Source organism: Dactylosporangium salmoneum (assembly GCF_039532525.1).
GTDB classification, from domain to species: domain Bacteria; phylum Actinomycetota; class Actinomycetes; order Mycobacteriales; family Micromonosporaceae; genus Dactylosporangium; species Dactylosporangium salmoneum.
On the sequence record NZ_BAAARV010000006.1, the window covers coordinates 26436 to 48637 of the forward strand.

The 22202-nt window shown below is 72.5% G+C and carries 20 protein-coding genes; 9 read left to right on the forward strand and 11 right to left on the reverse strand.

Annotated features, from left to right (window positions below):
- Positions 1–28: 28 nt before the first annotated feature.
- A complete protein-coding gene (locus ABD352_RS04990) occupies positions 29–883 on the forward strand; it encodes a helix-turn-helix transcriptional regulator (protein WP_344611007.1) in 855 nt (284 codons plus the stop codon).
- Between the two features lie 52 nt (positions 884–935).
- Here ABD352_RS04990 and ABD352_RS04995 read toward each other — a convergent pair whose 3' ends face one another.
- From ABD352_RS04995 to ABD352_RS05005, 3 genes are read right to left on the reverse strand one after another with little or no spacing between them, the layout of a single operon-like run.
- Complete coding sequence (locus ABD352_RS04995) at positions 936–1445, reverse strand: nuclear transport factor 2 family protein (RefSeq protein WP_344611008.1); 510 nt, start codon at positions 1443–1445, stop codon at positions 936–938.
- Positions 1438–2322 (reverse strand): LLM class F420-dependent oxidoreductase, encoded by an 885-nt coding sequence (locus ABD352_RS05000; RefSeq protein ID WP_344611009.1) that lies wholly within the window; start codon positions 2320–2322, stop codon positions 1438–1440. The genes ABD352_RS04995 and ABD352_RS05000 overlap by 8 nt, the downstream gene beginning before the upstream one ends.
- A 59-nt stretch (positions 2323–2381) precedes the next feature.
- The gene (locus tag ABD352_RS05005) at positions 2382–3446 is read right to left on the reverse strand and encodes a Gfo/Idh/MocA family oxidoreductase (protein ID WP_344611010.1); all 1065 of its coding nucleotides are present in this window, start codon (positions 3444–3446) and stop codon (positions 2382–2384) included.
- 49 nt (positions 3447–3495) lie between these two features.
- Here ABD352_RS05005 and ABD352_RS05010 point away from each other — a divergent pair, with 49 nt between their 5' ends.
- Complete coding sequence (locus ABD352_RS05010) at positions 3496–3921, forward strand: HIT family protein (RefSeq protein WP_344611011.1); 426 nt, start codon at positions 3496–3498, stop codon at positions 3919–3921.
- A gap of 124 nt (positions 3922–4045) precedes the next feature.
- Here the strand turns inward: ABD352_RS05010 and ABD352_RS05015 are convergent, their stop codons facing one another.
- Positions 4046–4660, reverse strand: coding sequence for a DUF2306 domain-containing protein (locus ABD352_RS05015; protein ID WP_344611012.1), 615 nt, complete (start codon positions 4658–4660; stop codon positions 4046–4048).
- Positions 4661–4892: 232 nt separating this feature from the next.
- On the opposite strand from ABD352_RS05015, the gene ABD352_RS05020 reads away from it, so the two are divergent.
- Positions 4893–7283: a glycoside hydrolase family 3 N-terminal domain-containing protein gene (locus ABD352_RS05020; protein ID WP_344611013.1), complete on the forward strand. Its 2391-nt coding sequence runs from the start codon at positions 4893–4895 to the stop codon at positions 7281–7283.
- A 263-nt stretch (positions 7284–7546) separates the two neighbouring features.
- Here ABD352_RS05020 and ABD352_RS05025 read toward each other — a convergent pair whose 3' ends face one another.
- From ABD352_RS05025 to ABD352_RS05050, 6 genes are all read right to left on the reverse strand, one after another.
- The gene (locus tag ABD352_RS05025) at positions 7547–8401 is read right to left on the reverse strand and encodes an amidohydrolase family protein (protein ID WP_344611014.1); all 855 of its coding nucleotides are present in this window, start codon (positions 8399–8401) and stop codon (positions 7547–7549) included.
- 66 nt (positions 8402–8467) lie between these two features.
- Positions 8468–10327 (reverse strand): ricin-type beta-trefoil lectin domain protein, encoded by a 1860-nt coding sequence (locus tag ABD352_RS05030; RefSeq protein ID WP_344611015.1) that lies wholly within the window; start codon positions 10325–10327, stop codon positions 8468–8470.
- Positions 10328–10387: 60 nt separating this feature from the next.
- On the reverse strand, positions 10388–11443 hold the full coding sequence (locus ABD352_RS05035; RefSeq protein ID WP_344611016.1) for an ABC transporter permease: 1056 nt from the start codon (positions 11441–11443) through the stop codon (positions 10388–10390).
- Positions 11433–12437 (reverse strand): sugar ABC transporter substrate-binding protein, encoded by a 1005-nt coding sequence (locus ABD352_RS05040; protein WP_344611017.1) that lies wholly within the window; start codon positions 12435–12437, stop codon positions 11433–11435. Before ABD352_RS05040 ends, ABD352_RS05035 begins: the two co-directional genes overlap by 11 nt.
- Positions 12434–13417, reverse strand: a complete 984-nt coding sequence (locus ABD352_RS05045; RefSeq protein WP_344611018.1) for an ABC transporter permease — start codon at positions 13415–13417, stop codon at positions 12434–12436. The genes ABD352_RS05040 and ABD352_RS05045 overlap by 4 nt, the downstream gene beginning before the upstream one ends.
- A complete protein-coding gene (locus ABD352_RS05050; RefSeq protein ID WP_344611019.1) occupies positions 13414–14874 on the reverse strand; it encodes a sugar ABC transporter ATP-binding protein in 1461 nt (486 codons plus the stop codon). Before ABD352_RS05050 ends, ABD352_RS05045 begins: the two co-directional genes overlap by 4 nt.
- Before the next feature lie 259 nt (positions 14875–15133).
- On the opposite strand from ABD352_RS05050, the gene ABD352_RS05055 reads away from it, so the two are divergent.
- The 6 genes from ABD352_RS05055 to ABD352_RS05080 all read left to right on the forward strand — a co-directional run bounded on the left by ABD352_RS05055 (position 15134) and on the right by ABD352_RS05080 (position 21256).
- Entirely contained in the window at positions 15134–16663 is a 1530-nt protein-coding gene (locus ABD352_RS05055) for a UxaA family hydrolase (RefSeq protein ID WP_344611020.1), read from the forward strand.
- A 34-nt stretch (positions 16664–16697) separates the two neighbouring features.
- Positions 16698–17459, forward strand: a complete 762-nt coding sequence (locus ABD352_RS05060) for an SDR family NAD(P)-dependent oxidoreductase (RefSeq protein ID WP_344611021.1) — start codon at positions 16698–16700, stop codon at positions 17457–17459.
- Complete coding sequence (locus tag ABD352_RS05065) at positions 17456–18208, forward strand: SDR family NAD(P)-dependent oxidoreductase (protein WP_344611022.1); 753 nt, start codon at positions 17456–17458, stop codon at positions 18206–18208. The genes ABD352_RS05060 and ABD352_RS05065 overlap by 4 nt, the downstream gene beginning before the upstream one ends.
- A complete protein-coding gene (locus ABD352_RS05070; RefSeq protein WP_344611023.1) occupies positions 18205–18576 on the forward strand; it encodes a heterodisulfide reductase-related iron-sulfur binding cluster in 372 nt (123 codons plus the stop codon). The genes ABD352_RS05065 and ABD352_RS05070 overlap by 4 nt, the downstream gene beginning before the upstream one ends.
- The gene (locus ABD352_RS05075; RefSeq protein ID WP_344611024.1) at positions 18573–19565 is read left to right on the forward strand and encodes a LysR family transcriptional regulator; all 993 of its coding nucleotides are present in this window, start codon (positions 18573–18575) and stop codon (positions 19563–19565) included. The genes ABD352_RS05070 and ABD352_RS05075 overlap by 4 nt, the downstream gene beginning before the upstream one ends.
- Before the next feature lie 311 nt (positions 19566–19876).
- Positions 19877–21256 (forward strand): amidohydrolase family protein, encoded by a 1380-nt coding sequence (locus tag ABD352_RS05080; RefSeq protein WP_344611025.1) that lies wholly within the window; start codon positions 19877–19879, stop codon positions 21254–21256.
- Here the strand turns inward: ABD352_RS05080 and ABD352_RS05085 are convergent.
- Complete coding sequence (locus ABD352_RS05085) at positions 21237–22157, reverse strand: LysR family transcriptional regulator (protein ID WP_344611026.1); 921 nt, start codon at positions 22155–22157, stop codon at positions 21237–21239. The genes ABD352_RS05080 and ABD352_RS05085 overlap by 20 nt on opposite strands.
- Positions 22158–22202: the final 45 nt, after the last annotated feature.

Sequence of the window (22202 nt, forward strand, 5' to 3'; positions counted from 1 at the left end):
GCCGCGGACCGCGCGCAGACTGGGTGGCATGGAGTCGTGGGAGTTCGGGCGGGCCGTGCGCCGCTGGCGTGACCGCGTCGCCCCCGACACCGTCGGCCTGCCGGTCGGCCGCCGCCGCCGGGCCAGCGGGCTGCGCCGCGAGGAACTCGCCGGGCTCGCCGGGATCTCGGCCGACTACCTGACCCGCCTCGAGCAGGGCCGCGCGACCGCGCCGTCGGCCCAGGTCGTGGAGTCCCTGGCGCGCGCCCTGCGCCTGTCCGACCAGGAGCGCGACCTGCTGTTCCGGCTGGCGGGCCACGCCGCGCCGGGGCTGGACGTCGTACCGTCGCGGGTCACTGCGAGCGTGCAGCGTCTGCTCGACCGCCTGTCCCACACACCTGTGGTGGTGTACGACGCGAGCTGGACCCTGGTGCTCGCCAACGCCCCGTACGACGCCCTCATGGGCGAGACGACCTCGTGGCGCGGCCTGGAGCGCAACGCCGTCTGGCGCAACCTCGCGGGGCCCGGCAACCGCACGGTACACACGCCGGAGGAACAGGCGGACCACGAGGCGCGCCTGGTCGCGGACCTTCGCCTGACCGCCGCCCGGTACCCAGCCGACCGCGCGCTGCGCCGGCTGATGGGCGAACTGGCCGCGGCCTGCCCGCGCTTCACCGAGCTGTGGGAGTCCGACACCCCGCCCCCGCTCCCGGACCCGTCGAAGCGGAAGGTCATCGACCACCCGGCCGTCGGGCGCATCACGCTCGACTGCGACACGCTCATCGTGGCCCTGGACGACCTGCGCATCACGGTCTACACGGCCGAGCCCGGCACCGAGGACGCCGACCGCCTCGCCCTGGCCGTCGTGCTGGGCACCCAGACGCTGGTGGACCGGAAGGCTTAGCCCAGGTCGAGTGCGAGTGCGAGGGTCTCCCGAGCCGGCTGCCGGACGCGCGTCAACCGCCGTCCTGGGCGCGGCCCTCGTCGACCGCCGCGCCGAGCAGGTTCCGGGCCTCGGCGTCGCCGTTGAGCTGGCGGTTGACCCGGTGGGTGACCTGCCAGCCCTGCGCGGTGCGGACGAACTCCCAGCGGTTGACGCCCGTGCGCCAGATCCGGAAGCTGTCGGTCGCCTCGTCGCGAAGTACCAGCTGCGAGTAGGCGGTGGCGACGGCCCGGTCGCCGTCCACCTCCAGGTGCGGCAGGCCCTGCAGGTGGGCGGCGCCGGCGTGGATCAGCCGCTGGTGCAGCTCGCCGGACACCATGCCGGCGATCGCCGCACGGCCGTGCAGCACCGCCGGAAAGGTGTCGTAGACGCCGTCGTCGGTCCACAGCCGCGCGGTCGGGGCCGCCGAGCCGCTGTCCACGGCGGGGCCGTACGTGGCGAGGATCTGCATGAGGGCGAGCCGGTCCTCGAGGTCCTGCACCCGGCGCTGCAGCTCGGCGATCGCGTGGTCATGGTCAGGCATGCCGTACCTCCTCGAATGTTGACCAGTCCGCCTGGGCGAAGAGTCGCCGGAAGGCCGTGAGCTGTTCGACGCAGTGCTCCGCGCTGCGGTGGCGCAGGACGATGTTCATCATCGTGGCCCCGGCCGCGTGCAGCCGCTCGACGTGGTGGCGTGCGCCGTCCGGGTCGGCGATCGGGTCCAGCGGCGGCGGCGTGAGGATCACGTCGAAGCCCTCCGGCCGGTCGACCGCGGCGAGCATGGCGGTGATCTGCTCGGGCGGCAGGCCGAACGGGACCCAGGCGTCGCCCAGCTCGACGGCCCGTCGCAGCGAGCGGTTGGTGTACCCGCCGATCCACAGCGGTACCCGCGGCCGGGTCGCGTGCGGGTCGATGAGGAAGTCCCGGAACCGGTAGTGGGTGCCTTCGTACTCGGGCAGCGGCTGTCCCCAGGCGGCGCGAAGCGCCCGGATCGCGTCGTCGGCGGCGGCGCCGCGGCCGTCAAAGTCGGCGCCGAGCAGGGCGAACTCCTCTTTGAGGCTGCCCACGCCGAGTCCGAGGACCACCCTGCCGCCGCTGAGCCGGTCGAGGGTCCCGTAGCGCTTCGCGATCTCCAGCGGGTGGTGGTAGCCGAGCACGAGGACGTGGGTGGCCAGCCGGATGCCCGTCGTGCGCGCCGCGAGGAAGCCCAGGGTGGCCAGCGGGTCCCAGTAGGTGCCGCCGCGCCCCGCGGCGATCCTGGCCGGCACGCCGACGTGCTCGCTGCAGGTGAGGTGGTGGTAGCCGAGCCGGTCCGCCGCCTCGGCGACCTGGACCAGCTCGGGCGTGTCCGCGCCGGTCTCCCACTCGCTGAACTGTCCGGGCGGGCGGAAGACGATGGGACTGAGGATGCCGAATCGCATGTCTTAACGTACCAAGCGCTTGCTTGGTACGTTAAGACCTCAAGCGTGCGAGCCCTCGATCAGATGGACAGGCGGACGATCTCGCCGCGCTCGGCGGACTCGCGGGCGGCCTCCAGGACGCGCAGGGCGGCGATCGGGCCGGCGGGGTCCACCGGGGCGGGGCCGCCGTCGCGCAGGGCCGCGGCCAGGCCGGCGTAGAAGTCCTGGTACGCGCCCGGCTCGGTCGGCACCGTGCGCTGCCCGCCGTCGTAGTCCGTGAGCACGCCGTACTGCGCCGGGTCCTCCTCGCCCCAGCCGGGCTCCGTCGGGCGGCGTCCGGCGCGCAGGGCGTCCTCCTGGACGTCGAGCCCGTACTTCACGTAGGCACCCCGGTCGCCGAGGACCCGCAGCCGGGGGCCGGGGGCGGCGGCCAGCGCGCTCATCCACAGGTGCGAGCGGGCCTCGCCCTCGTGGCGCAGCGCCACGAAGACGTCGTCGTCGACGGTCAGGCCGGCGCGGCGGGTGAGGACCTCGGCGTACACCTCGGTGGCCGGGCCGAGCAGCTGCAGGGCCTGATCCACCAGGTGGCTGCCCAGGTCGTACAGCAGGCCGCCCACCTCATCGGGGTCCCCGCTCTCGCGCCAGCCGCCCTTGGGGACCGGGCGCCAGCGCTCGTAGCGCGACTCGAAGCGCAGCACGCGGCCGAGGTCGCCGTTGCCGGCCAGCTTCCGGGCGGTGAGGAAGTCGCCGTCCCAGCGCCGGTTCTGGTACACGGTCAGCAGCAGGCCCCGCTCGGCGGCCAGGGCGGCCAGCTCGGCGCCCTCCGCGGCCGTGCGGGTCAGCGGCTTGTCGACGACGACGGGCAGCCCGGCCTCCAGCGCGGCGCGGGCCAGCGGCACGTGGGTGCGGTTCGGCGAGGCGATGACGACCGCGTCGAGCTCGTCCGGGGCGGCCCACAGCTGCTCGGCCCGCTCGACGAGCCGGGCGTCCGGGTAGGCCTCGGCGGCGCTCGCGCGGCGCCCCGGGTCGGCGGTGACGATCGCGGCCAGCCGAAGGCCCGGCGTGGAGCTGATCAGCGGCGCGTGGAACGCGGAGCCGGCGAGGCCGTAGCCCACCAGGCCCACGCGGAGGGTGGTGTCGCTCATGCCCCCAGTCTTCAGCACGATCACCCCGTCGATGCGTAGGGTGGGCCCCATGAGCACCGTCTTCTCGAAGATCATCGCCGGTGAGCTGCCCGGGCGCTTCGTGTGGCAGGACCCGGACGTGGTGGCCTTCCTGAGCATCGCGCCGCTGCGGCCGGGGCACGCACTCGTGGTACCGCGGCGGGAGATCGACCAGTGGACCGCGGCCGGGGACGGGCTGTTCGCGCGGTGCACGGCCGTGGCGCAGCACGTCGGGCGGGCCGTCCAGCGGGTCTGGGACGCGCCGAGGGTCGGCCTGATCGTGGCCGGTTTCGAGGTACCGCACATGCACCTGCACGTCTTCCCGACCTGGGGCATGGAGGACTTCGACTTCGGCCGCGCCGACCACAACCCCGACCCGGCCGCGCTGGACGACGCCGGCGACCGCATCCGCGCGGCGCTGCGCGACCTGGGCCACGGCGCCGAGGTGCCCGCCTGATCACCGGCCACGGCGCCGAGCTGCCCGCCTGATCACCGGCCACGGCGCCGAGGTGCCCGCCTGATCACCGGCCACGGCGCCGAGGTGCCCGCCTGATCACCGGCCACGGCGCCGAGCTGCCCGCCTAGATCACCACGGGCCGGCGTCGGATGAGCCGCTCGGCCACGATCAGGTTGATGATCCAGCCGAGCGTCTGACCGATCGGGATCATCCCGGGTGCGCGTTCGCCGATCGATCCCGGTTCGGCGCCACCGAACGGGATCTGGGCCAGCAGGAGCACGGGGACGAGGACGCGCGCGGTGACGGCGAGGAACGTCAGCGCGTAGTTGCGCATCATCCACGCCCGGTGGGCGGCGAAGTCGCGCCGGCGGGCCGCCCGGTACGCGAGGCCGCCCGTGACCAGCCACAGGGCGGCCGCGGTGGTCAGGCCGACCTGCGTGAGGAGGTGTCCGGACCACATCGCGACCGGGACCGCGGCAAGCGCTGACGGCAGCACCCCGGCGAGGAGGTAGGTCCGGCCGAGCGCGCGGTGGAGCCGCCGGCGCGCCCGCACCTTCGGCGCGAACTGCAGCGGGCCGAGCACGAGCGCCACCGTGGCCGTGAAGACGTGCGCCACCAGCACGGAGTACTGCAGGCCGCCGTGCACGTCGATGCGGCTGCTGGCGGCGTCGAGACCCAGGTACGGGTACGCGAGCACCAGACCGAAAACGATCGCGACGATCAGGAGCAGTCTCTGCATTCCTCGATCATCCGCAGTAGGGCCCGAGCCCGGCGTCAACCGCGCAGAGGCTCGGACGTACGCAAATCTGCGTAGCTGGAATACGATTCCGTCCTTCGAAGGACTGCTGCAGGCCGTCCGTAACTGGGCGCGTGTGAACGTTACACCGCCCACACCGGCCTGACCTGGGCCCGCGCGCCGGTCCGCGGCGGCCGGCGGAAAACTGTCATACCCCCGCCCTACCGTCTGCAGCATGCGCCGCCTCCTCGTCACCATCGCCGTCCTCGCCGCCGCCACACTCTCCGGCGCCCGGCCGGCGGCGGCCGCCGAGCCCTACCTCGACCCCAGCCTGCCCGTCCCGCAGCGGGTCGCCGACCTCATGTCGCGCATGAGCCTGGACGAGAAGCTCGGGCAGATGACGCAGGCCGAGCGCGGGTCGGCGAGCGCGGCCGACGTGACGCAGTACCGGCTGGGTTCGATCCTCTCCGGCGGCGGCTCCGCCCCCTCGCCGAACACCGCCGCGGCCTGGGCCGACATGACCGACGGGCTGCAGCGCGGAGCCCTGGCGACGCCGCTGAAAATCCCGTTGCTGTACGGCAGCGACGCCGTCCACGGGCACAACAACGTGGTCGGCGCGACCATCTTCCCGCACAACATCGGCCTCGGCGCGACCCGCGACCCGGCCCTGGCCCAGCAGGTCGGCCGGGTCACCGCCGACGAGGTGCGCGGCACCGGGGTGCAGTGGACGTTCTCGCCCTGCCTGTGCGTGGCCCGCAACGACCGGTGGGGCCGCACCTACGAGTCGTTCGGCGAGAAGCCCGAGCTGCCCGTGTCGATGGCCACCATCATCGACGGCTACCAGGGCGGCGGCGTGCTGGCCACGGCGAAGCACTACGTCGGCGACGGCGGCACCACCGGCGGCGTCGACCAGGGCGACACCCAGATCTCCGAGGCCGACCTGCGGGCCATCCACCTGCCGCCGTTCCAGGAGGCGATCCGGCGCAACGTCGCCTCCGTGATGATCTCCTTCTCGTCCTGGAACGGGCAGAAGATGCACGGCAACGACTACCTCATCAACGGCGTGCTCAAGGGCGAGCTCGGCTTCACCGGGTTCGTCGTCTCCGACTGGAACGGCATCGACCAGATCGAGGGCGGCGAGGGCTTCACCGCCTCCGAGGTGCGCCGCGCGGTCAACGCCGGCATCGACATGGTGATGGTCCCGACCGCGTGGAAGTCGTTCATCACCACGCTGCGCGGCGAGGTCCAGGCCGGCCGGGTGACCCAGGCCCGCATCGACGACGCGGTGCGCCGCATCCTGACCAAGAAGTTCGAGTACGGGCTGTTCGAGCGCCCCTTCGCCGACCGGACGCTCACCGGCACCGTCGGCAACGCCGCCCACCGGCAGGTGGCCCGCCAGGCGGTGCGCGAGTCCCAGGTGCTGCTGAAGAACACCGGGGTGCTGCCCCTGGCCAAGTCCGGGCGCATCTTCGTGGCCGGCAAGAGCGCCGACGACATCGGGCTGCAGAGCGGCGGCTGGACCGTGAGCTGGCAGGGCGCCGCGGGCAACACCACCCCGGGCACGACGATCCTGCAGGGCATCCGGGCCGCGGCGCCGGGGGCCACGGTGACGTACAACGCGAGCGGCTCCGGCATCGACCGCTCCTACGGCGTGGCCGTCGCCGTGGTGGGGGAGACGCCCTACGCGGAGGGCCAGGGCGACCGGCCCGGCTCGCTCGGCCTCGACGCCACCGACCTGCAGACCCTGTCCACCCTGAAGGCCTCCGGCGTCCCCGTCGTCGTGGTCCTGGTCTCCGGCCGCCCCCTGGACATCGCCGCCCAGCTGCCCGACTGGAGCGCCCTGCTCGCCGCCTGGCTGCCCGGCACCGAGGGCTCCGGCGTCGCCGACGTCCTCTTCGGCGACTACGCCCCGACCGGCAAGCTGCCCGTGACGTGGATGCAGAGCGCCTCGCAGGAGCCGATCAACGACGGCGACGGCAAGCCCTCGCTGTTCCCGTACGGCTTCGGCCTCACCTACACCACGACCCCGCCGGGCGCCCCCGGCCAGCCCGGCACCCCGGTGGTCTCCGCGGTGACGTCGACGTCGGCCACGCTGACCTGGACCGCCCCGACGAGCGGGACGGCCGCGGCGACCTACCGCATCGACCGGTCCGGCACGCCGGTGGCCACGGTCCCGACGACCTCCTATCAGCTGACGGGCCTGACGCCGGGCTCGACGACGACGTACACGGTGACGGCCATCGACGCCGCCGGCAACGCGGGTCCCGCCTCGGCGGCGGTCACGGTGACGACCCCGTCCGCGCCCTCGTCGTCCTGCGCGGTCACCTACGCGGTGAACGACTGGGGCGGCGGCTTCACCGGCAGCGTGACCATCAAGAACACCGGCTCCGCGACGCTGAGCAGCTGGACCCTCGCCTTCACGTTCCCGGGCAACCAGCAGGTCACCCAGGGCTGGTCCGCGATCTGGTCGCAGTCCGCCGCCACCGTGACCGTCCGCAACGAGTCGTACAACGGCACGCTCGCCCCGGGCGCCACCGTCACGGCCGGCTTCAACGGCAGCTACTCCGGCGCCAACCCTCGCCCGACGGCCTTCACGCTGAACGGCGCCACCTGCACGCTCGCCTGACCGCAGCGCCCCGCTTGCCGTGGGCCGTCCCGCCTGACCGGAGCCGGCCCGCGCGCCACCGCAACAACCCTCAGTAGCCGGAGGTCCCAGCGTCGTGCTCAGGCACGTTCTCCCAGGTCGCCTCAAGCATGAACCGGCCGGGTAAAGGGTCCACGCATCGCGGCTCAAAACGACGTCCGTAGTCCGAGCCGGAAACTGCGGGACAAGCTGGACGGCACGAAGCGCGATGTACGCAGTGTGGATGGCATGTAGGACATGACGGGCTACAGCAGCACGTCGAGGCCGTAGACGCGGGCCGCGTTGCCGCCGAAGAGCTGGTCGAACTCGGCCGGGCTCAGGGCGGGGAGGGCGGCCGTCAAGCCGTCCAGCACGTCCTTGTAGGAGCCGGCGAGCAGGCAGACGGGCCAGTCGGAGCCGAAGAGCAGGCGCCGGGGCGTGAACCAGTCCACGACCCGCTCGACGAACGGGCGTAGGTCGTCCGGCGTCCACCCGGCCCAGTCGGCCTCGGTGATCATGCCGGAGAGCTTGACCGACACGTTCGGCTGCGCGGCGAGCTCCGGCATGGCCCGCGACCAGGGCTCGTCGCGGCCGCCGGCGATGCGCGGCTTGGCGGTGTGGTCGAGGACGAACGGCAGCCCGGGCAGGCGCCGTACCACCTCGATCGCCGCCGGCAGCTCCCGGGCCCGTACCAGCAGGTCGTAGGCGAGGCCGCGGCTCTGCACGGCGGCCAGGCCGCGCCGGACGTCGTCGCGGCGCAGCCAGTCCGGGTCCGGCTCGTCGTGGACCTGGTGGCGTACGCCGACCAGCCACCGGCCGGCGGGCCCGTCGAGCAGTTCGTCGAGGTCGTCGCCAACCGCCGGGGAGGTCAGGTCGACCCAGCCCACGACACCGCGGACCGTGTCGGTCGCGGCCGCCACAGCCAGGAACTCGCGGGTCTCGGCGAGGCTGGACAGCGTCTGCACGAGGACGGTCGCGTCGATGCCGGCCGCGTGCAGGGCCGGCCGCAGGTCGTCCGGGCCGAACGCGCGGCGTACGGGGTCCATGGCTGCGCCCGCCATCCAGGGATAGGTGTACCGGGCCGGGTCCCAAAAATGCTGGTGAGCGTCGATGCGATGCATGAATGCCTCCTGGGGACGGCACGACCGGCCGCAGCATAGATCGTGCCGCCGCGGCCGGTCGATGCGCTACACGAGCAGGTCGAACTCTTCCCACGGGCCGACGGCGGTGCGGTTGGCGATCAGCGGCTGGGCGCCGGCCGACTCCGCGGTCACGAGTCGGCCGTTGACACGGGCGCGCAGGCTGATGCTGCCGTCGGTGTTGTAGACGACGTCGAACGACTGGGCCGCGTCGATGACGGTGGAGTCGGCGATGAGCGAGGACGCGCCGCCGTTCGGGGCATCGACGTAGCGGTTGTTGGCGTGCGCCCGCAGGCTCACGCTGCCGTCGGCGTTGTCGATGAGGTCGAACGTTTCCCAGCCGTCGACGACCGGCCGGTTGGCGATCAGTGGCTGAGCGCCGGCCGACTCGGCGGTGACGATCCGGCCGTTGGCGTGGGCGCGCAGGCCCACCGACGAGCCGAACTGCCGCCACTGCTGGTTGGTGCCGGTGCCGCAGGCCCACAGCTGCAGGTTCCGCGTGCCGAGATCGGCGTCGAGGCACAGGTGCGAGTCGACCCCGCGGATGGTGCCGTCGGAGAAGAGGCGCCACTGCTGGTTGGCCCCGCCCAGACAGTCGTGGATGACGACGCGGGTGCCGTTGGTCTTGCCGAATCCGAAGGCGTCCAGGCACTTCGTGCCGTTGTAGACGGTGATCGTCCCGTTGGCCTGGCGGGTCCAGCGCTGGCTGGTGCCGTTCTGGCAGGCCAGCACCTGGAGCTGCACGTCGTTCGCCTGCGAGGAGCCGGGCACGTCGAGGCAGGCGTTGAAGCTGGCGTTGCGCAGCTCGGTCGTGGCCGAGCCGAGGGAGCCCCAGGAGTACTGGAGCCGGTCCACGGCAGTCGTGTTGGGCGTCCACAGCGGCACGTTGCCCGATCCGCCGGGGAAGGCGCTTGCCAGCCGCTGGTTGTTCAGGGTGTCGTGGTCGGGGGTCGTGGTGCGCCCGCCGATGGTGTGGCACCAGATCGTGCCGAGGTGGTACTGGCGGGCGACGTCAGTGACCGCCCGCAGGTACGCGACCTCCTTGTCGGTCGTGCCGCTGGGCTGCGCGTTGAAGTCGACGCCGGTGTCCGCCGATGCGCCGAACTCCTCGATGACCGTCCGCGAGGCACAGTTACCGAAGAGGCTCGTGATGTCGCTGACCCACTGGGCGTACGTCCGCGAGCCGTACGGGAAGGCGTAGCGGTGCATGGCGAGGTACACCCCGTTGAAGCGGGCGTCGTTGCACAGCGGCCGCAGGTCGCTGCCCCAGCCGCCGCCGTCGAGCTGGGCGCCCTCGATGAACAGCCGGTCGTTGGTCAGGCCGTCCGCGTTCATGCGGGCGATCCAGGTGGCGGCGAAGTCCAGCCACTGCGTCGTGTTGAAGCCGATGGGCTCGTTGATCGGGTCGAAGTAGATCAGCGGGTTGCCGCGGTAGCGGGTGGCGAGGGTGTCCCACATCTGGTTCCACGCCGGCAGCAGGCTCGCGGGCACCATGTTGGTGCCGTCCTGGGACCAGTAGCAGAGGATGACCTTGAAGCCGCGGGCGGTGGCGGCGTCGATGACCCCGTTGTACGTGTTCCAGCTGGTGGTCGCCGGGTTGATCGGCAGCCGGACGGTGTTGGCGCCCAGGCCGCTGGCGAACGCGGCGAACATGGCGTCGGCCTTGCTGCGGGCGGCGTTGTAGTCGTCGCTCGCCGAGAGCCCCTGCAGCACGAGCCGGTCGGGGCTGAAGTTGTCCCCGAGGCGCGACCAGTGCACGCCGTGGAACTGGCTGGGGTCCAGCGGCGCGGCGGCGGCCGCCGGGGCGGCGGCGGTCACCACCGTCAGCGCGGCGGAGGTGAGCGCGGTGAGCACGGCGGCCGCGAAGCTCAGCAGTCTCCGTTTGCGGCCATGCGTTTTGACGGCCATGGCTTTCCTTTCCGGTAAGGCGGATTCAACCGGTCGGAAATGAAGCTAGCGACGTCTCCCTTATGCGTCGATCGCGTCTTTCGGAATTGACCGATCTGTATGACGAATGCGCCGGCGCCACCACCCGAACCCGTTGGCCGCGGCGGCTACGAAAATGAATGCACCGGTGACCATCTGTTGATCGAAGCTGGGCAGTCCGAGAAGGCTCATCCCATTGGACAGGAACCCGAGGAACAACACGCCGATGCCGGTGCGCAGCAGGCTGCCGCGGCCGCCGGTGAGGCGGGTGCCGCCCAGGACGACGGCGCCGACGATGTTGAGCAGCAGCGGGCCGCCCATGCTCGCCCCGGCCCCGGCCAGCCCCGAGGTCAGCACCAGGCCGGCGATCGCCGAGCAGAGCCCGGCGGCGGCGTAGACGGAGATCCGGATGCGGGCGACGTCAACGCCGCTGATGCGCGCGACCTCGGCGTTGGCCCCCACGTGCAGCACCCGGCGGCCCCACGCGGTGCGTGTCAGCGCGACCTGGGCGACGACGTACAGCACGAGGGCGAGCCAGACGGCGCCCGGCACGCCGGCCGGGCCGTCGATGCTGAAGCGGATGAAGCCGACGGGCACCGGCGCGATCGTCCGGCCGTGGCTGAGCAGGGTGGTGGCGCCGCCGACGACGTAGAGCGCGGCGAGCGTCACGGCGAACGGCACGACCCCGAGCCGCGCCACGACGAGCCCGATCAGCGCGCCGATCGCGGTCCCCGTCGCCAGGCCGGCGGCGACGCCGGCGGCCAGGCTGCCGGTGCCGACGAGGACCGCGGCGCCGGCGACCCCGCCGGCCCCGATCACGCTGCCCGTCGACAGGTCGATCCCGCCGGTCAGGATCACGAACGTCGCGCCGATCGCCGCGATGGCGACGACCGCCGACTGGCTCAGCACGTTGATCAGATTTGAGGGCGTGAGCAGGCCGTCGGTGACGACGCCGAGGACCGCGACCAGGCCCAGCAGGGCGGGCAGCATCGCGAGGTCGGCGAGCCACTCGGGGCGGGCGCGGCCGCCCCGAGTGGCGGGGGCCGCGGCGGAGGGCTCCACGGCGGAGCCCTCCGTGCGGGTGGACTCAGGACGCACAGCCCCACACCTGTGCGCTGGTCGTGGCGTAGTTGGCCTGGTTGAGGGTGAGCCCCTTGGCCTGGACGCTCTTCGGGTCGATCGGCTTGCCGCCGAGCGCCGTGGTGACCGCCGCGACGGCCTGCTTGCCGAAGTCGTCGACGGGTGTGGCGATGTCGGCGTCGAGGGTCTTGGCCCGCATGGCCTTGCAGCCGTTCTGGTCGCCGTCGATGGTCACCAGGAAGACGTGCTTGGGGTCGCCGATCGGCGCGAGCCGGCCGGCCGCGATCAGCGCCGACTGCACCGAGGGCAGCAGGAAGTCCGACGGCGAGTAGATGGCGTTGATCGTGGGGTCCTTCTGCAGCGCGTTCGAGGTGCCGTCGAGGGCCTGCTCGGGCTTCCAGTCGGTCGGCACCTGGCTCACGATGGTGACGCCCGTCCCGGCGGCGATCGCGGCGTTGAACCCGTCGCGGCGGCCGATGGCGTTCTGGTCGGTGAGGCCGCCGACCAGCTCGAGCACCCGCAGCGGCGTGGTCTTCGCCGCGGCGAGGAACTCGGCGGCGACCAGCTTGCCGTCGGCCACCGCATCGCCGGTGATCTGGAACGTGATGTTCTGCTGGTCGGCGACCGCGCGGTCGATGGCCAGGAACGGGACGTTGCGGGCCTTGGCGAGGCTGGCCGACGAGGCGATCTGCTGGCCGTCCTGCGCGATGACGACGACCGCGTCGACCTTCTTCGTCTGGATGAAGTCCTGGATCTGGGCGGCCTGCTTCTGGGCGTCCTGGTCGGCGACGGCGAACTCGACGGCGTATCCGGCGGCGTCCGCGGCCTTCTGGATCGATGCCTTCTCGGCCTGGCGGATCGCATTGAGCAGGTCGAAGCTCACCCCAATGGTGCGCTTCTTCCCGGCCGACCCGTTGGATGAGCCCGAGTCCTTGGCGGAGCCGCAGGCGGCGAGCAACAGCGACGCGGCGGCGGCCGCGGCCAGGAGGGGTGCTACGCGGAACCGTTTCACGACAACTCCAATGCGACGTTGGGGGAAGGGGGTGCGGGGGAACGGCGCCGGCGCGTCCAGCGGGCGCCGGCGGCGAGGACCGCGGCGAGCAGCACGCCGCCGCGGACGATGTCGAAGACGTACGGCGAGGCGCCGGAGAACACGAGGCCGGTCTGCACGGTCGTGAGCACGAGCGCGCCGAGGACGGTGCCGCCGATGCTGCCCCGCCCGCCGAGCAGGGTGGTGCCGCCCAGGACCACGGCCGTGATGACGGTCAGCTCGTAGCCCTGGCCGATCGACGGCTGCACGGCGCCGAGCCGGGCCGTCTGGGCGAGCGAGGCGACCGCGGCCAGCAGGCCGGCCACCGCGTACGCGCCGACGAGGACCCCGCGGACGGGCAGGCCGGCGTTGGCGGCCGCCTCCGGGCTGGAGCCCACCGCCTGGACGTACCGCCCGAACGTCGTACGACCGAAGACGAACACCCCGGCGAGCGCGACCGTCGCCGCGAGCAGAACCGGCACCGGCACCCCGAGCACGACGGCGGTGCCGATGCCCCGCAGCCCCGCCGGCAGGTCGATGTTCTGTTGCCCGGTGACGTGGCCGCCCGCGCCGCGGAACACCTGCATCGTGGCGAGGGTGACGACGAGCGCGGGCACCCGGGTAAGGGCGACGGCCAGCCCGTTGAGCAGGCCCATGGCGACGCCGGCGACCGCGACGACGGCGAAGACCACGGCGGCGGGGCGGCCGGCCAGGCCCCCGCCCGTCTCGATCGCCGCGGCGAGGAACAGCATCGACCCGACGGACAGGTCGATCCCGCCGGTCATGATCACGAAGGTCATCCCGACCGCGGCGACGATCAGCGGGCTCGCCTGCACGGCGATGTTGCGGACGTTGGCCACGGTGGCGAACTCGTGGTACGCCAGCGACAGCCCGATCAGCAGCACGACCAGCACCGGCAGCAGCGGCTCGCGCCGCACCGCGGCCCACAGGCGGGCGCTCATGCGGTGCCCCCGGTGGCGAGCCGGATGACGGCGTGCTGCGTGGCCCGGGACCCCTCGAGGATGCCGGCGAGGCGGCCGTCGTGCATGACGCCGACGCGGTGGCTGAGCCCCAGTACCTCCTCCATCTCCGAGCTGATGAGCAGGATCGCGGTGCCGTCGCGGGCCAGGTCGACGAGCAGCCGGTAGATCTCGGCCTTGGCGCCCACGTCGATGCCGCGGGTCGGCTCGTCGAGGATGATCACGCGCGGCCGGCGCACCAGCCATTTGGCCAGGACGACCTTCTGCTGGTTGCCGCCGCTCAGCGAACCGCCGCCGGCGCCGAGGCCGCCGCGGGCGACCAAGCGGACCCGGCCGGCCAGCTCCTCGGTCAGGCGCCGCTCGCGGCCGCCGTCGAGCCAGCCGAGGCGGCGGGACCGGCAGACCGCGGGCAGGTCGACGATCGACAGGCTCTCGCGGATCGGCCGGTCCAGGAACAGCCCCTCGTGCCGGCGGTCCTCGGTGACGAACGCCAGGCCGGCCGCGATGGCGGCGCGGGCGCTGCCGCGCCGCAGCGCCCGGCCGCCTACCTCGACTTGCCCGATCGCGCCGGCCAGGCCGAAGACCGCCCGCGCCACCTCCGTGCGGCCCGAGCCCATCAGGCCGGCCAGGCCGAAGATCTCTCCTTCGGCGACGTCGAACGAGACGCCGGCGACCCGGGCGCCGTCGCCCAGGTCACGCACCGACAGCGCCGTCGCCGCCCGCGGAGGCGCCGGCACCGGGTAGCCCCTGGCGAGCTCCCGGCCCACCATGAGCGACTCGAGCGCGGCCCGGTCGAGCTCGCGCGTCGGGCGGTCGGCCACCACGCGCCCGTCGCGCATGACCACGACGCGCTGGCTGAGCCGGGCTATCTCCTCCAGGTAGTGCGAGATGTAGAGGACGGCGACGCCGTCGGCGCGCAGCTGCTCGACGATGCCCATGACCAGCTCGCGCTCGACAAGGTTGAGCGAGGCGGTCGGTTCGTCGAACACGATCGCCCGCGGGCCGGTGGCCAGCGCCTTGGCGATCTCCACCAGCTGGCGCTGCCCGGCCGACAGGTCGCGCACGACCGTCTCCGGTCCGAAGCCGGCCCCGACGCGGCGGAGCACGGGCGCGGCCGCCCGGCGCAGGCGGGCGGGGCGGACCGTCGCGCGGCCGGCCTCGCGCAGCCGGTCGATGAACACGTTCTCGGCGACGGTGAGGTCGGGGAACAGGCTGGTCTCCTGGTGTACCGTGGCGACGCCGGCGGCGTGATGGACGTGCCCGGCGTCGGGTCGCAGCGTCCCGCCGATGATGTTCTTGATGGTGGACTTGCCGGCGCCGTTCTCCCCGACCAGCGCGACGACCTCGCCGCCGGAGACGGTGAACGAGACGCGGTCCACGGCGGTGATGCCGCCGAAGGACTTCGACACGTTGCCGACCGAGATCGCCGGCTCGGACATCTAACGCCTCCCGCTACAATTTCGAATTGGCTGAATCGGGCTCAAGGTGCCGCTGACGCTACGCCCGGCGATCATGCCGGTGAAGCGCATGTTTCGGCACGCGATCATCCGGAAATCGGATCGCCGCAGCATTCGCGATACGGATCGCGCCGTTTCGTTACTCACGCTTCGCTGCGGGCCCGCGCAGACCTATGGTCGACGGCATGACGCAGCCGCAGGCGATTCCAACCACCGGTTCCGGTTCCGAAAGAGTGCTTTCATGACGACGACCGCGCCGGCCGGCGTCGTGGAACCGCTGGTGCCCCGGCCCGGCGTCGACGACGTCGGCCTCGTCCTGGCCGACGTCGAACGGGGCACGCCGGTGCGCACCGCCGCAGGCGTGGTCGCCGCGGCCGACGACATCCCGGCGGGGCACAAGGTCGCCGTCCGGGCCGTCGCCGCGGGCGCCCCGGTGCGCAAGTACGGCGAGGTGATCGGCACGGCCCGGCGCGACATCCCGGCCGGCGCCCACGTCCACGTGCACAATCTTGGCATCGGGCCGCACGCCGGCCCCGGCGCGGCGCACCGCGCCGGCGGGTCGTGGCGGCCGCCGGCCGCGCCGACCCGCGAGCACTTCCTCGGCTACCGCCGACCCGACGGCCGGGCGGCGACGCGCAACTACATCGCGGTGCTGCCGACCGTCAACTGTTCGGCGACGGTCGCGCGCCTGGTTGCGCAGGCCGCCAATGCCGCGCACGCGGGCCTGCCCGGCCTGGACGGTGTGATCGCGCTGACCCATGGCCTGGGCTGCGGGCTGGCCGAGGGCACGCCGGGGGACGAGATCCTGCGCCGGACGCTGCGCGGTTACGCCGCGCACCCCAATGTTGCCGCGGTCCTTCCGATCAGCCTCGGCTGCGAGATCAACCAGCCGGAGCACGTCTTCGGCGCGACGGTCCCGGCCGAGACGCTCGGCATCCAGGAGCTGGGCGGGACGGCGGCCACCGTCAACGCCGCGCTGGAGCGCATCGCGGGGATGGCCGGAGAGGTCGCGGCGCTGCGGCGCGAGCCGATCCCGGTCGCCGAGCTGACGCTGGGGCTGCAGTGCGGGGGCAGCGACGCGTACTCGGGCCTGACCGCGAACCCGACGCTCGGCGTCGCTGCCGACCTGCTCGTCGCGGCCGGCGGGCGGGTCGTGCTCGGCGAGACCCCGGAGATCTACGGTGCCGAGCACCTGCTGCGCGACCGGGCCGCGACGCCGGAGGTCGCCGGGCGCATCGACGAGCTGATCCGGTGGTGGCAGGAGTACACGGCGCGCAACGGGGCCGCGCTGGACAGCAACCCGTCCACCGGCAACAAGGTCGGCGGCATCACGACGATCTGGGAGAAGTCGCTGGGTGCCGTCCTCAAGGCCGGCACCAGCCCGCTCAACGACGTGGTCGCCTACGCCGAGCGGGTTACCGCCGCCGGGCTGACGTTCATGGACACTCCCGGCTACGACCCGGTGTCGGCGACCGGCATGGTGGCCGGCGGGGCGAACCTGCTGGCGTTCACCACCGGGCGCGGCTCCGTGTTCGGGTCCCGGCCGGCTCCGTGCCTCAAGATCAGTACGACGTCGCAGTTGTTCGAGCGCATGCGCGGCGACATGGACTTCGACGCCGGGCCCGCGATGTCGCGCGACGAGCAGGTCCACTTCGGCATCCGCCTGTTCGAGGCTCTCGTGGACCTCGCCTCCGGCGCCCCGAGCAAATCCGAGGCGCTGGGGTTCGGCACCGACGAGATCGTGCCGTGGCAGATGGGGGCCGTCCTGTGAACATAGTTCTTCCGATCGGCACGAGAGGTACACGATGAGATTCAGCGACAAGGTCGCGGTCGTCACCGGCGCCGACTCCGGCATCGGCCGGGCCACGGCGACGCGGCTGCTGACCGAGGGGGCCACGGTCTTCGCCGTCGACGTGCGGCACACCGACCCGTGGCCGGAGGCGGTCGCGGAGCGCCTGCACACGGTCGAGCTCGACGTCGCCGACCCTGCCGCCCCCGAGCGCCTGTCGGCCCGGCTACGCGCCGAGGCCGGGCGGGTCGACGTGCTGGCCAACGTCGCCGGGGTCCTGCACATCGCGCCGTTCCTGGAGGTGACGCGCGAGGACTGGGACCGCGTGCTCGCCGTGAACCTGGCTGGGGTCTTCTTCCTGAGCCAGGCCGTCGCCCACATCATGGTCGGCACGCGAACCCCGGGCCGGATCGTCAACGTCTCGTCGGTGCACGCCGTGGTCTCCGAGCCGAACGCGGCGCCCTACACGGCGACCAAGGGCGGCCTCGAGGCGATGAGCCGCACGATGGCGTCCGAGCTCGCGCCGCACGGCATCACCGTGAACTGCGTGCGCCCCGGCGCCACCCGTACCGGGATGAGCGCGCCCATCTACACCCCGCAGATTGTGCGGGCCCTGGAGGCGAAGATCCCGCTGGGCAAGATCGCGCCGCCGGAGTGGGTGGCCGCGGCCATCTGCTACCTCGCCTCCGACGAGGCGTGCTACACGACCGGCGCCTGCCTCGACGTCGACGGCGGCTACGCCATGGACGGCTCGCTGCCAGGGACGGCGTACTCGTGAGTGCCGTCGCCGTCGTGACCGGCGCCGCCTCCGGCATCGGCCGCGCCGCCGCCGTGTCGCTGGCCCGCGACGGTCACCGGGTCGCCCTGGTCGACCTCGACGTCGCCGGGCTGGCCGAGACCCGTGCCCGCATCGAGGGCTTCGGCGGCAAGGCGCAGGAGTTCGAGCTCGACCTGTGCGACCCGCTCGCGGTCGGCTCGGTCACCCGGGAGATCGCGGTGACCTTCGGCGCCCCGGAGGTGCTGGTGAACGTGGCCGGCATCGGCGTGGCCGCGACCGTGCTGGAGACCAGCGACGAGGACTGGGGGCGGGTGCTGGCGGTAAACCTCACCGGCCCGTTCCTCACGACGCGGGCGACGCTGCCGCTGATGCTCGACCGCGGCCGGGGCGTGATCGTGAACATCGCGTCCGTCGGCGGCCTCGTCGGGCTGAGCCGCCGGGCCGCGTACTGCGCCTCCAAGGCCGGCCTGATCGGGCTCACCCGGGCCATCGCCGTCGACCACGCCCGCGACGGCATCCGGTGCGTGGCGATCTGCCCCGGCACCGTGGAAACCGAATGGGTCGGCAAGATCCTCGCCGGCGCGCCCGACCCGGAGGCCGCCCGGGCGGCGATGGCGGCCCGGCAGCTCGACGGACGCATGGGCACGCCGGACGAGATCGCCGCCATGGTGTCCTTCGTCGCCGGGCCGGAGGGCCGGTTCATCAACGGCGCCGCCCTCGTCGTCGACGGCGGGATGACGGCGGTATGACCGCGCTCGCCGCCGACCTCGGCCGCATCGTCGGCGCCGCCAACGTCGAGGTGCGGCCGCCGCCGGGCCCGATCCGCGTCGGCGGCCGGCCGGCCCGTCTTGGCCTGCAGGACTCCTGCCAACTGTGCGACGGCGTGGGCGACTGCTGCGGCGCCGCCGGCACCTGTGCCATCCTGCGCCCGCGCGACAGCCGCCGGATGCTCGCCCCGAAGCTGGCCGCGCTCGCCGAACTGGATCTAGACTTCCTGGTCGTGGTGAACCCCGGCTGCCAGCGCCAGCTCAGCAGCGCGGCCCGGCGCGTCGGGCTGCGCACTCGGGTCGTGCACTTTGCCGAGCTGGTCGTGGCGGCGCGGGACGGCCGCCGATGAGCGCGCCCGAGGAGCCGGAAGATCTCGATGCGATCGACCTCGCGCCGCGTGACCCGCGCGACGCCATGTCGCTGCAGACGGCCTGGCTGCGCAGCTTCCTTGCGGTGGCGGACCGGGGCGGCTTCGGTGCCGCCACCGTCGCGCTGCACCTGTCGCAGTCGCGGGTCAGCGCCCACATCGCGGCGCTGGAGCACGCGCTCGGCGTGACCCTGTTCGACCGTAAGGCCCGGCCGATCCGCACGACCGCGGCCGGCGAGCTGTTCCGCGGCCACGCTATGGCGGCCATGCTGGAGCTGCAGCGCGGCGTCGAGGCGGTGCGCAGCACGCTCGACAACATCGTCGCCCACGTGACCATCGGCAGCTATCCCAGCGTCAGCTCGGCGTACCTGCCCGGCGTGCTGCAGCAGCTGCAGGCCCGCCACCCCGGCGTCACCGTCGAGCTGCACGAGGGCACCGCCGCAACACTGGAGGAGATGGTCGCCGGCGGCACCGTCGACCTCGCCTTCCGGCCGCTCCTGCCGAAGATGCGCGAGACCACGCTGTGCCATCGCACCATCTGGCACGAGGACATCGTCGCGGTCATGCGTGAGCACGACCCCTTGGCCGCGCTGGCCACGGTGAGCGTCGAGGACGTCCTGGCCCGGCCACTCATCGGCAACCCGGCCGGCACCGAGGAGGAGGGCGGCGGGTTCGACGTCCGCAACACGCTCGGCGAGGCCGCCGGGCGGGCCAACATCGTGTACCTGACCGACCAGCCGACCACGCTGGTGGCGCTGGTGCGCGCCGCCTTCGGCATCGGTGTCATCAACCGCCTCGCCCTGGCGACCACCAGCACCGAGGGCCTGACGATCCGCACCATCGACTCGGTGACCGCGCACCGCCACGTCGCGCTGTTCTGGCTGCGCCGCCGGGCCGACAGCGCCGTCGTGCAGGCGTTCCTCGACGCCCAGGAGCGCGCGCCGCTCCCGCCCGGCGTGCTGCCGATCTAATCGAGCCGCAGGGCAGGCAGCCCGGCGCCGAACGCGGCGAGCATGCGTTTCGCTCGCCTCAGCGGCGACGACGCCGACCTCGTCGAGTTGGCGTTGCAACACCGCGAGTTGGTGGCGCAACGACACCGCCTCCGAACCAGGTGACCGTGACCGGAGAGACGGCGACGATGACGCAGATCAGGAGGAACTCCCGGCCGCGGCGTCCAGTGATAGGTAGCGCCTCCTAAACGCGCTCGAACAGGTCTTGGACCGAGGAACCTGCGCGGGGTTTGACTGTGCATGCCGAAACAGGCAGCGACAAGGAGGTTGTCATGCCCGATCGCATCCTAATTCGCAACGGCCTCGTGCTGACGATGGAACCCGGTGACCGGCCGCGCCGCGCCGATGTACTGGTGGAAGGAACTCGCATCGTCGAGGTCTCCGACCACATCCCTTCCGCGGACGCCGACATCGTCGACGCGACACGCTGCATCGTCATGCCCGGAATGGTGGACACGCATCGCCACGTCTGGCAGACGCAGCTGCGTGGTGTCACGTACGACTGGTCACTGAAGGACTACATTCGCTCGATCCGCTTCCAGGCCGCCGTGCACTACCGCCCCCACGACATGTATGTCGGGAACTACCTCGGCATGCTCGAGGCCATCGATGCCGGTGTCACCACCGTCCTCGACTTCTCGCATTGCATCAATACCCCGGAACACGCCGACGCGGCGCTGCAGGGGACCAGGGAGTCCGGCATCCGGTCCATGTTCGCGCTGGGGCTCAACGACGTGCCGGTGGCGGACGTCTACTTCAATACCCTCGCCCAGCGCATCGAACACGCCCGCAAGTTGCGCACCAACGAGCTGTCGTCTGACGCTGGTCTCGTCACGATGGGCATCAGCCTCAGCGATGTGCTCGTGGCGGGCATCGAGCGCGTCACGCAAGAGGTCGCCACGTCCCGGAGCCTCGGCCTGCGGATCACCTTGCACGCCAACGCGGTGATGTTCCCGCAGCCGGTGTCGGAGGTCGCCTTTCTGGAACAGGAGGGCCTGCTCGGACCAGACCTGGTCTGGGTGCACATGAACCAGACAACCGACGACGAGTTGCGGCGCGTCGCCGATACCGGCGGATCCATCTCCACCACGCCGGAGACCGAAATGCAGATGGGCATGGGGCACCCGGCGCACGGGCGGTTCATGGCCGTCGGCGGCGAGTGCACGTTCGGTTGCGACGTGATCTCCAACAACTCCGGCGACCTGTTTCCACAAGTCCGCCTTGCCCTGCAGACGGAACGGATGCTGCGCAACGATTCGGAGCTCGCGCGATACCACGGTCCGGACCTGATCAACCCGTCCGCGTTGTCCCACCTGGAAGGCGCGACCATCAACGGCGCGCGGGCACTGGGGCTCGATTCCCGAGTCGGCACCCTCACCGCCGGCAAGGAAGCCGACATCATCGTGATCCGCGGCGACGCGCCCAACATGCTGCCCGTCAACGACCCGGTTGCCGCCGTCGTCATGCACGCGCACGCGGGCAACGTCGACACCGTCATGGTCGCCGGCCGCGTTCTCAAGCGAGACGGCCGCCTGCTGGCAGACCCGGCTGCGCGGTTGCGGCTGATGGACGAGTCGCACGCGCACCTGTTCGAGGCGATCGAGCGGACCGGTGGGCTCATCCCACAGCCGCCTACGCCGCTGCCCTGGTGACGGCCAGCCCCGGATCCAGCCATCCGCACCGATCTGCGGCCGCGCGAGCCGCGGCGCGCATGGCGGTGACCGCGGGGCGGCTCGCGGCATCCCGCCGCCAGACGAGTTCCCACTCGAACACCGGCGTCGGCTCGACCAGCCGCCGTACGACAAGGCCGAATCCTGGGTCAGGGCAGGACACCGGCCAGGCGGACACGCCATCCAGCTCGCTGACCTGCTCGAGGATGGCCGACAGGGGCACCTGGGAACACCGCACCGGTCCGGGGTCGACGCCCGCTTCCTTCAGGAAGCCGACCACGAAATCCACCCAGTCGGGGGTGTGCTCGGTACTGCCGAACACCCAACGTGCCGAGCCGAGCGCGGCGACCGGCAGGGGATCCCGGGCCGCCAGAGAGGAGTCCGCGCGCATGACCACCCGTACCGGATCGAATCGGACGAGTTCGCCGGCGAGGCCGACCGGCAGCCGGGTACGCCGTCCGAGCGCGACATCGAGCCGGTCTGCCTCGACCTCGGCGAGCTGCCGTGGCATCCCCGCGATGCCCTGCGCCACATCCAGCTGCGGATGCAGGCGGCGCATCTCTCGCAGGATCTTCGGAAGGGTGTCGAGGCCGTCGACGATGGTCGCGACGCGGACCGGTGCCGGCGCGGTCGCGGCACGCAGCGCCTCGCTCGCGGCGGCCAGCAGTTGCCGCGCCGGGGCGAGGAAAAGGGCACCGGCCGGGGTCAACTCGACGCGGCGGGTGGTGCGAACCAGCAGCTGGGTGCCCAGCAATTCCTCGAGGTGGCGGATCTGGGCGGAAAGCGACGGTTGCGCGATGTACAGACGCGCAGCCGCCCGGCCGAAATGAAGCTCTTCGGCAACCGCCACGAAGTAGCGGACCAGACGCAGGTCAAGGTCCATGTGGGGAGTGTAGAAGGCCATGTTGGCGCTCCGGGTCATTCATTC

Excerpts from the sequence above, each read along its gene's own strand:
- ABD352_RS05025 (WP_344611014.1), bottom strand. The coding sequence starts at position 8,401 with ATGCATCGCATCGACGCTCACCAGCATTTTTGGGACCCGGCCCGGTAC.
- ABD352_RS04990 (WP_344611007.1), top strand. The coding sequence starts at position 29 with ATGGAGTCGTGGGAGTTCGGGCGGGCCGTGCGCCGCTGGCGTGACCGC.
- ABD352_RS05045 (WP_344611018.1), bottom strand. The coding sequence starts at position 13,417 with ATGAGCGCCCGCCTGTGGGCCGCGGTGCGGCGCGAGCCGCTGCTGCCG.
- ABD352_RS05085 (WP_344611026.1), bottom strand. The coding sequence starts at position 22,157 with ATGGACCTTGACCTGCGTCTGGTCCGCTACTTCGTGGCGGTTGCCGAA.
- ABD352_RS05075 (WP_344611024.1), top strand. The coding sequence starts at position 18,573 with ATGAGCGCGCCCGAGGAGCCGGAAGATCTCGATGCGATCGACCTCGCG.
- ABD352_RS05050 (WP_344611019.1), bottom strand. The coding sequence starts at position 14,874 with ATGTCCGAGCCGGCGATCTCGGTCGGCAACGTGTCGAAGTCCTTCGGC.
- ABD352_RS04995 (WP_344611008.1), bottom strand. The coding sequence starts at position 1,445 with ATGCCTGACCATGACCACGCGATCGCCGAGCTGCAGCGCCGGGTGCAG.
- ABD352_RS05080 (WP_344611025.1), top strand. The coding sequence starts at position 19,877 with ATGCCCGATCGCATCCTAATTCGCAACGGCCTCGTGCTGACGATGGAA.
- ABD352_RS05020 (WP_344611013.1), top strand. The coding sequence starts at position 4,893 with ATGCGCCGCCTCCTCGTCACCATCGCCGTCCTCGCCGCCGCCACACTC.
- ABD352_RS05010 (WP_344611011.1), top strand. The coding sequence starts at position 3,496 with ATGAGCACCGTCTTCTCGAAGATCATCGCCGGTGAGCTGCCCGGGCGC.
- ABD352_RS05000 (WP_344611009.1), bottom strand. The coding sequence starts at position 2,322 with ATGCGATTCGGCATCCTCAGTCCCATCGTCTTCCGCCCGCCCGGACAG.
- ABD352_RS05070 (WP_344611023.1), top strand. The coding sequence starts at position 18,205 with ATGACCGCGCTCGCCGCCGACCTCGGCCGCATCGTCGGCGCCGCCAAC.
- ABD352_RS05005 (WP_344611010.1), bottom strand. The coding sequence starts at position 3,446 with ATGAGCGACACCACCCTCCGCGTGGGCCTGGTGGGCTACGGCCTCGCC.
- ABD352_RS05055 (WP_344611020.1), top strand. The coding sequence starts at position 15,134 with ATGACGACGACCGCGCCGGCCGGCGTCGTGGAACCGCTGGTGCCCCGG.
- ABD352_RS05015 (WP_344611012.1), bottom strand. The coding sequence starts at position 4,660 with ATGCAGAGACTGCTCCTGATCGTCGCGATCGTTTTCGGTCTGGTGCTC.
- ABD352_RS05030 (WP_344611015.1), bottom strand. The coding sequence starts at position 10,327 with ATGGCCGTCAAAACGCATGGCCGCAAACGGAGACTGCTGAGCTTCGCG.
- ABD352_RS05060 (WP_344611021.1), top strand. The coding sequence starts at position 16,698 with ATGAGATTCAGCGACAAGGTCGCGGTCGTCACCGGCGCCGACTCCGGC.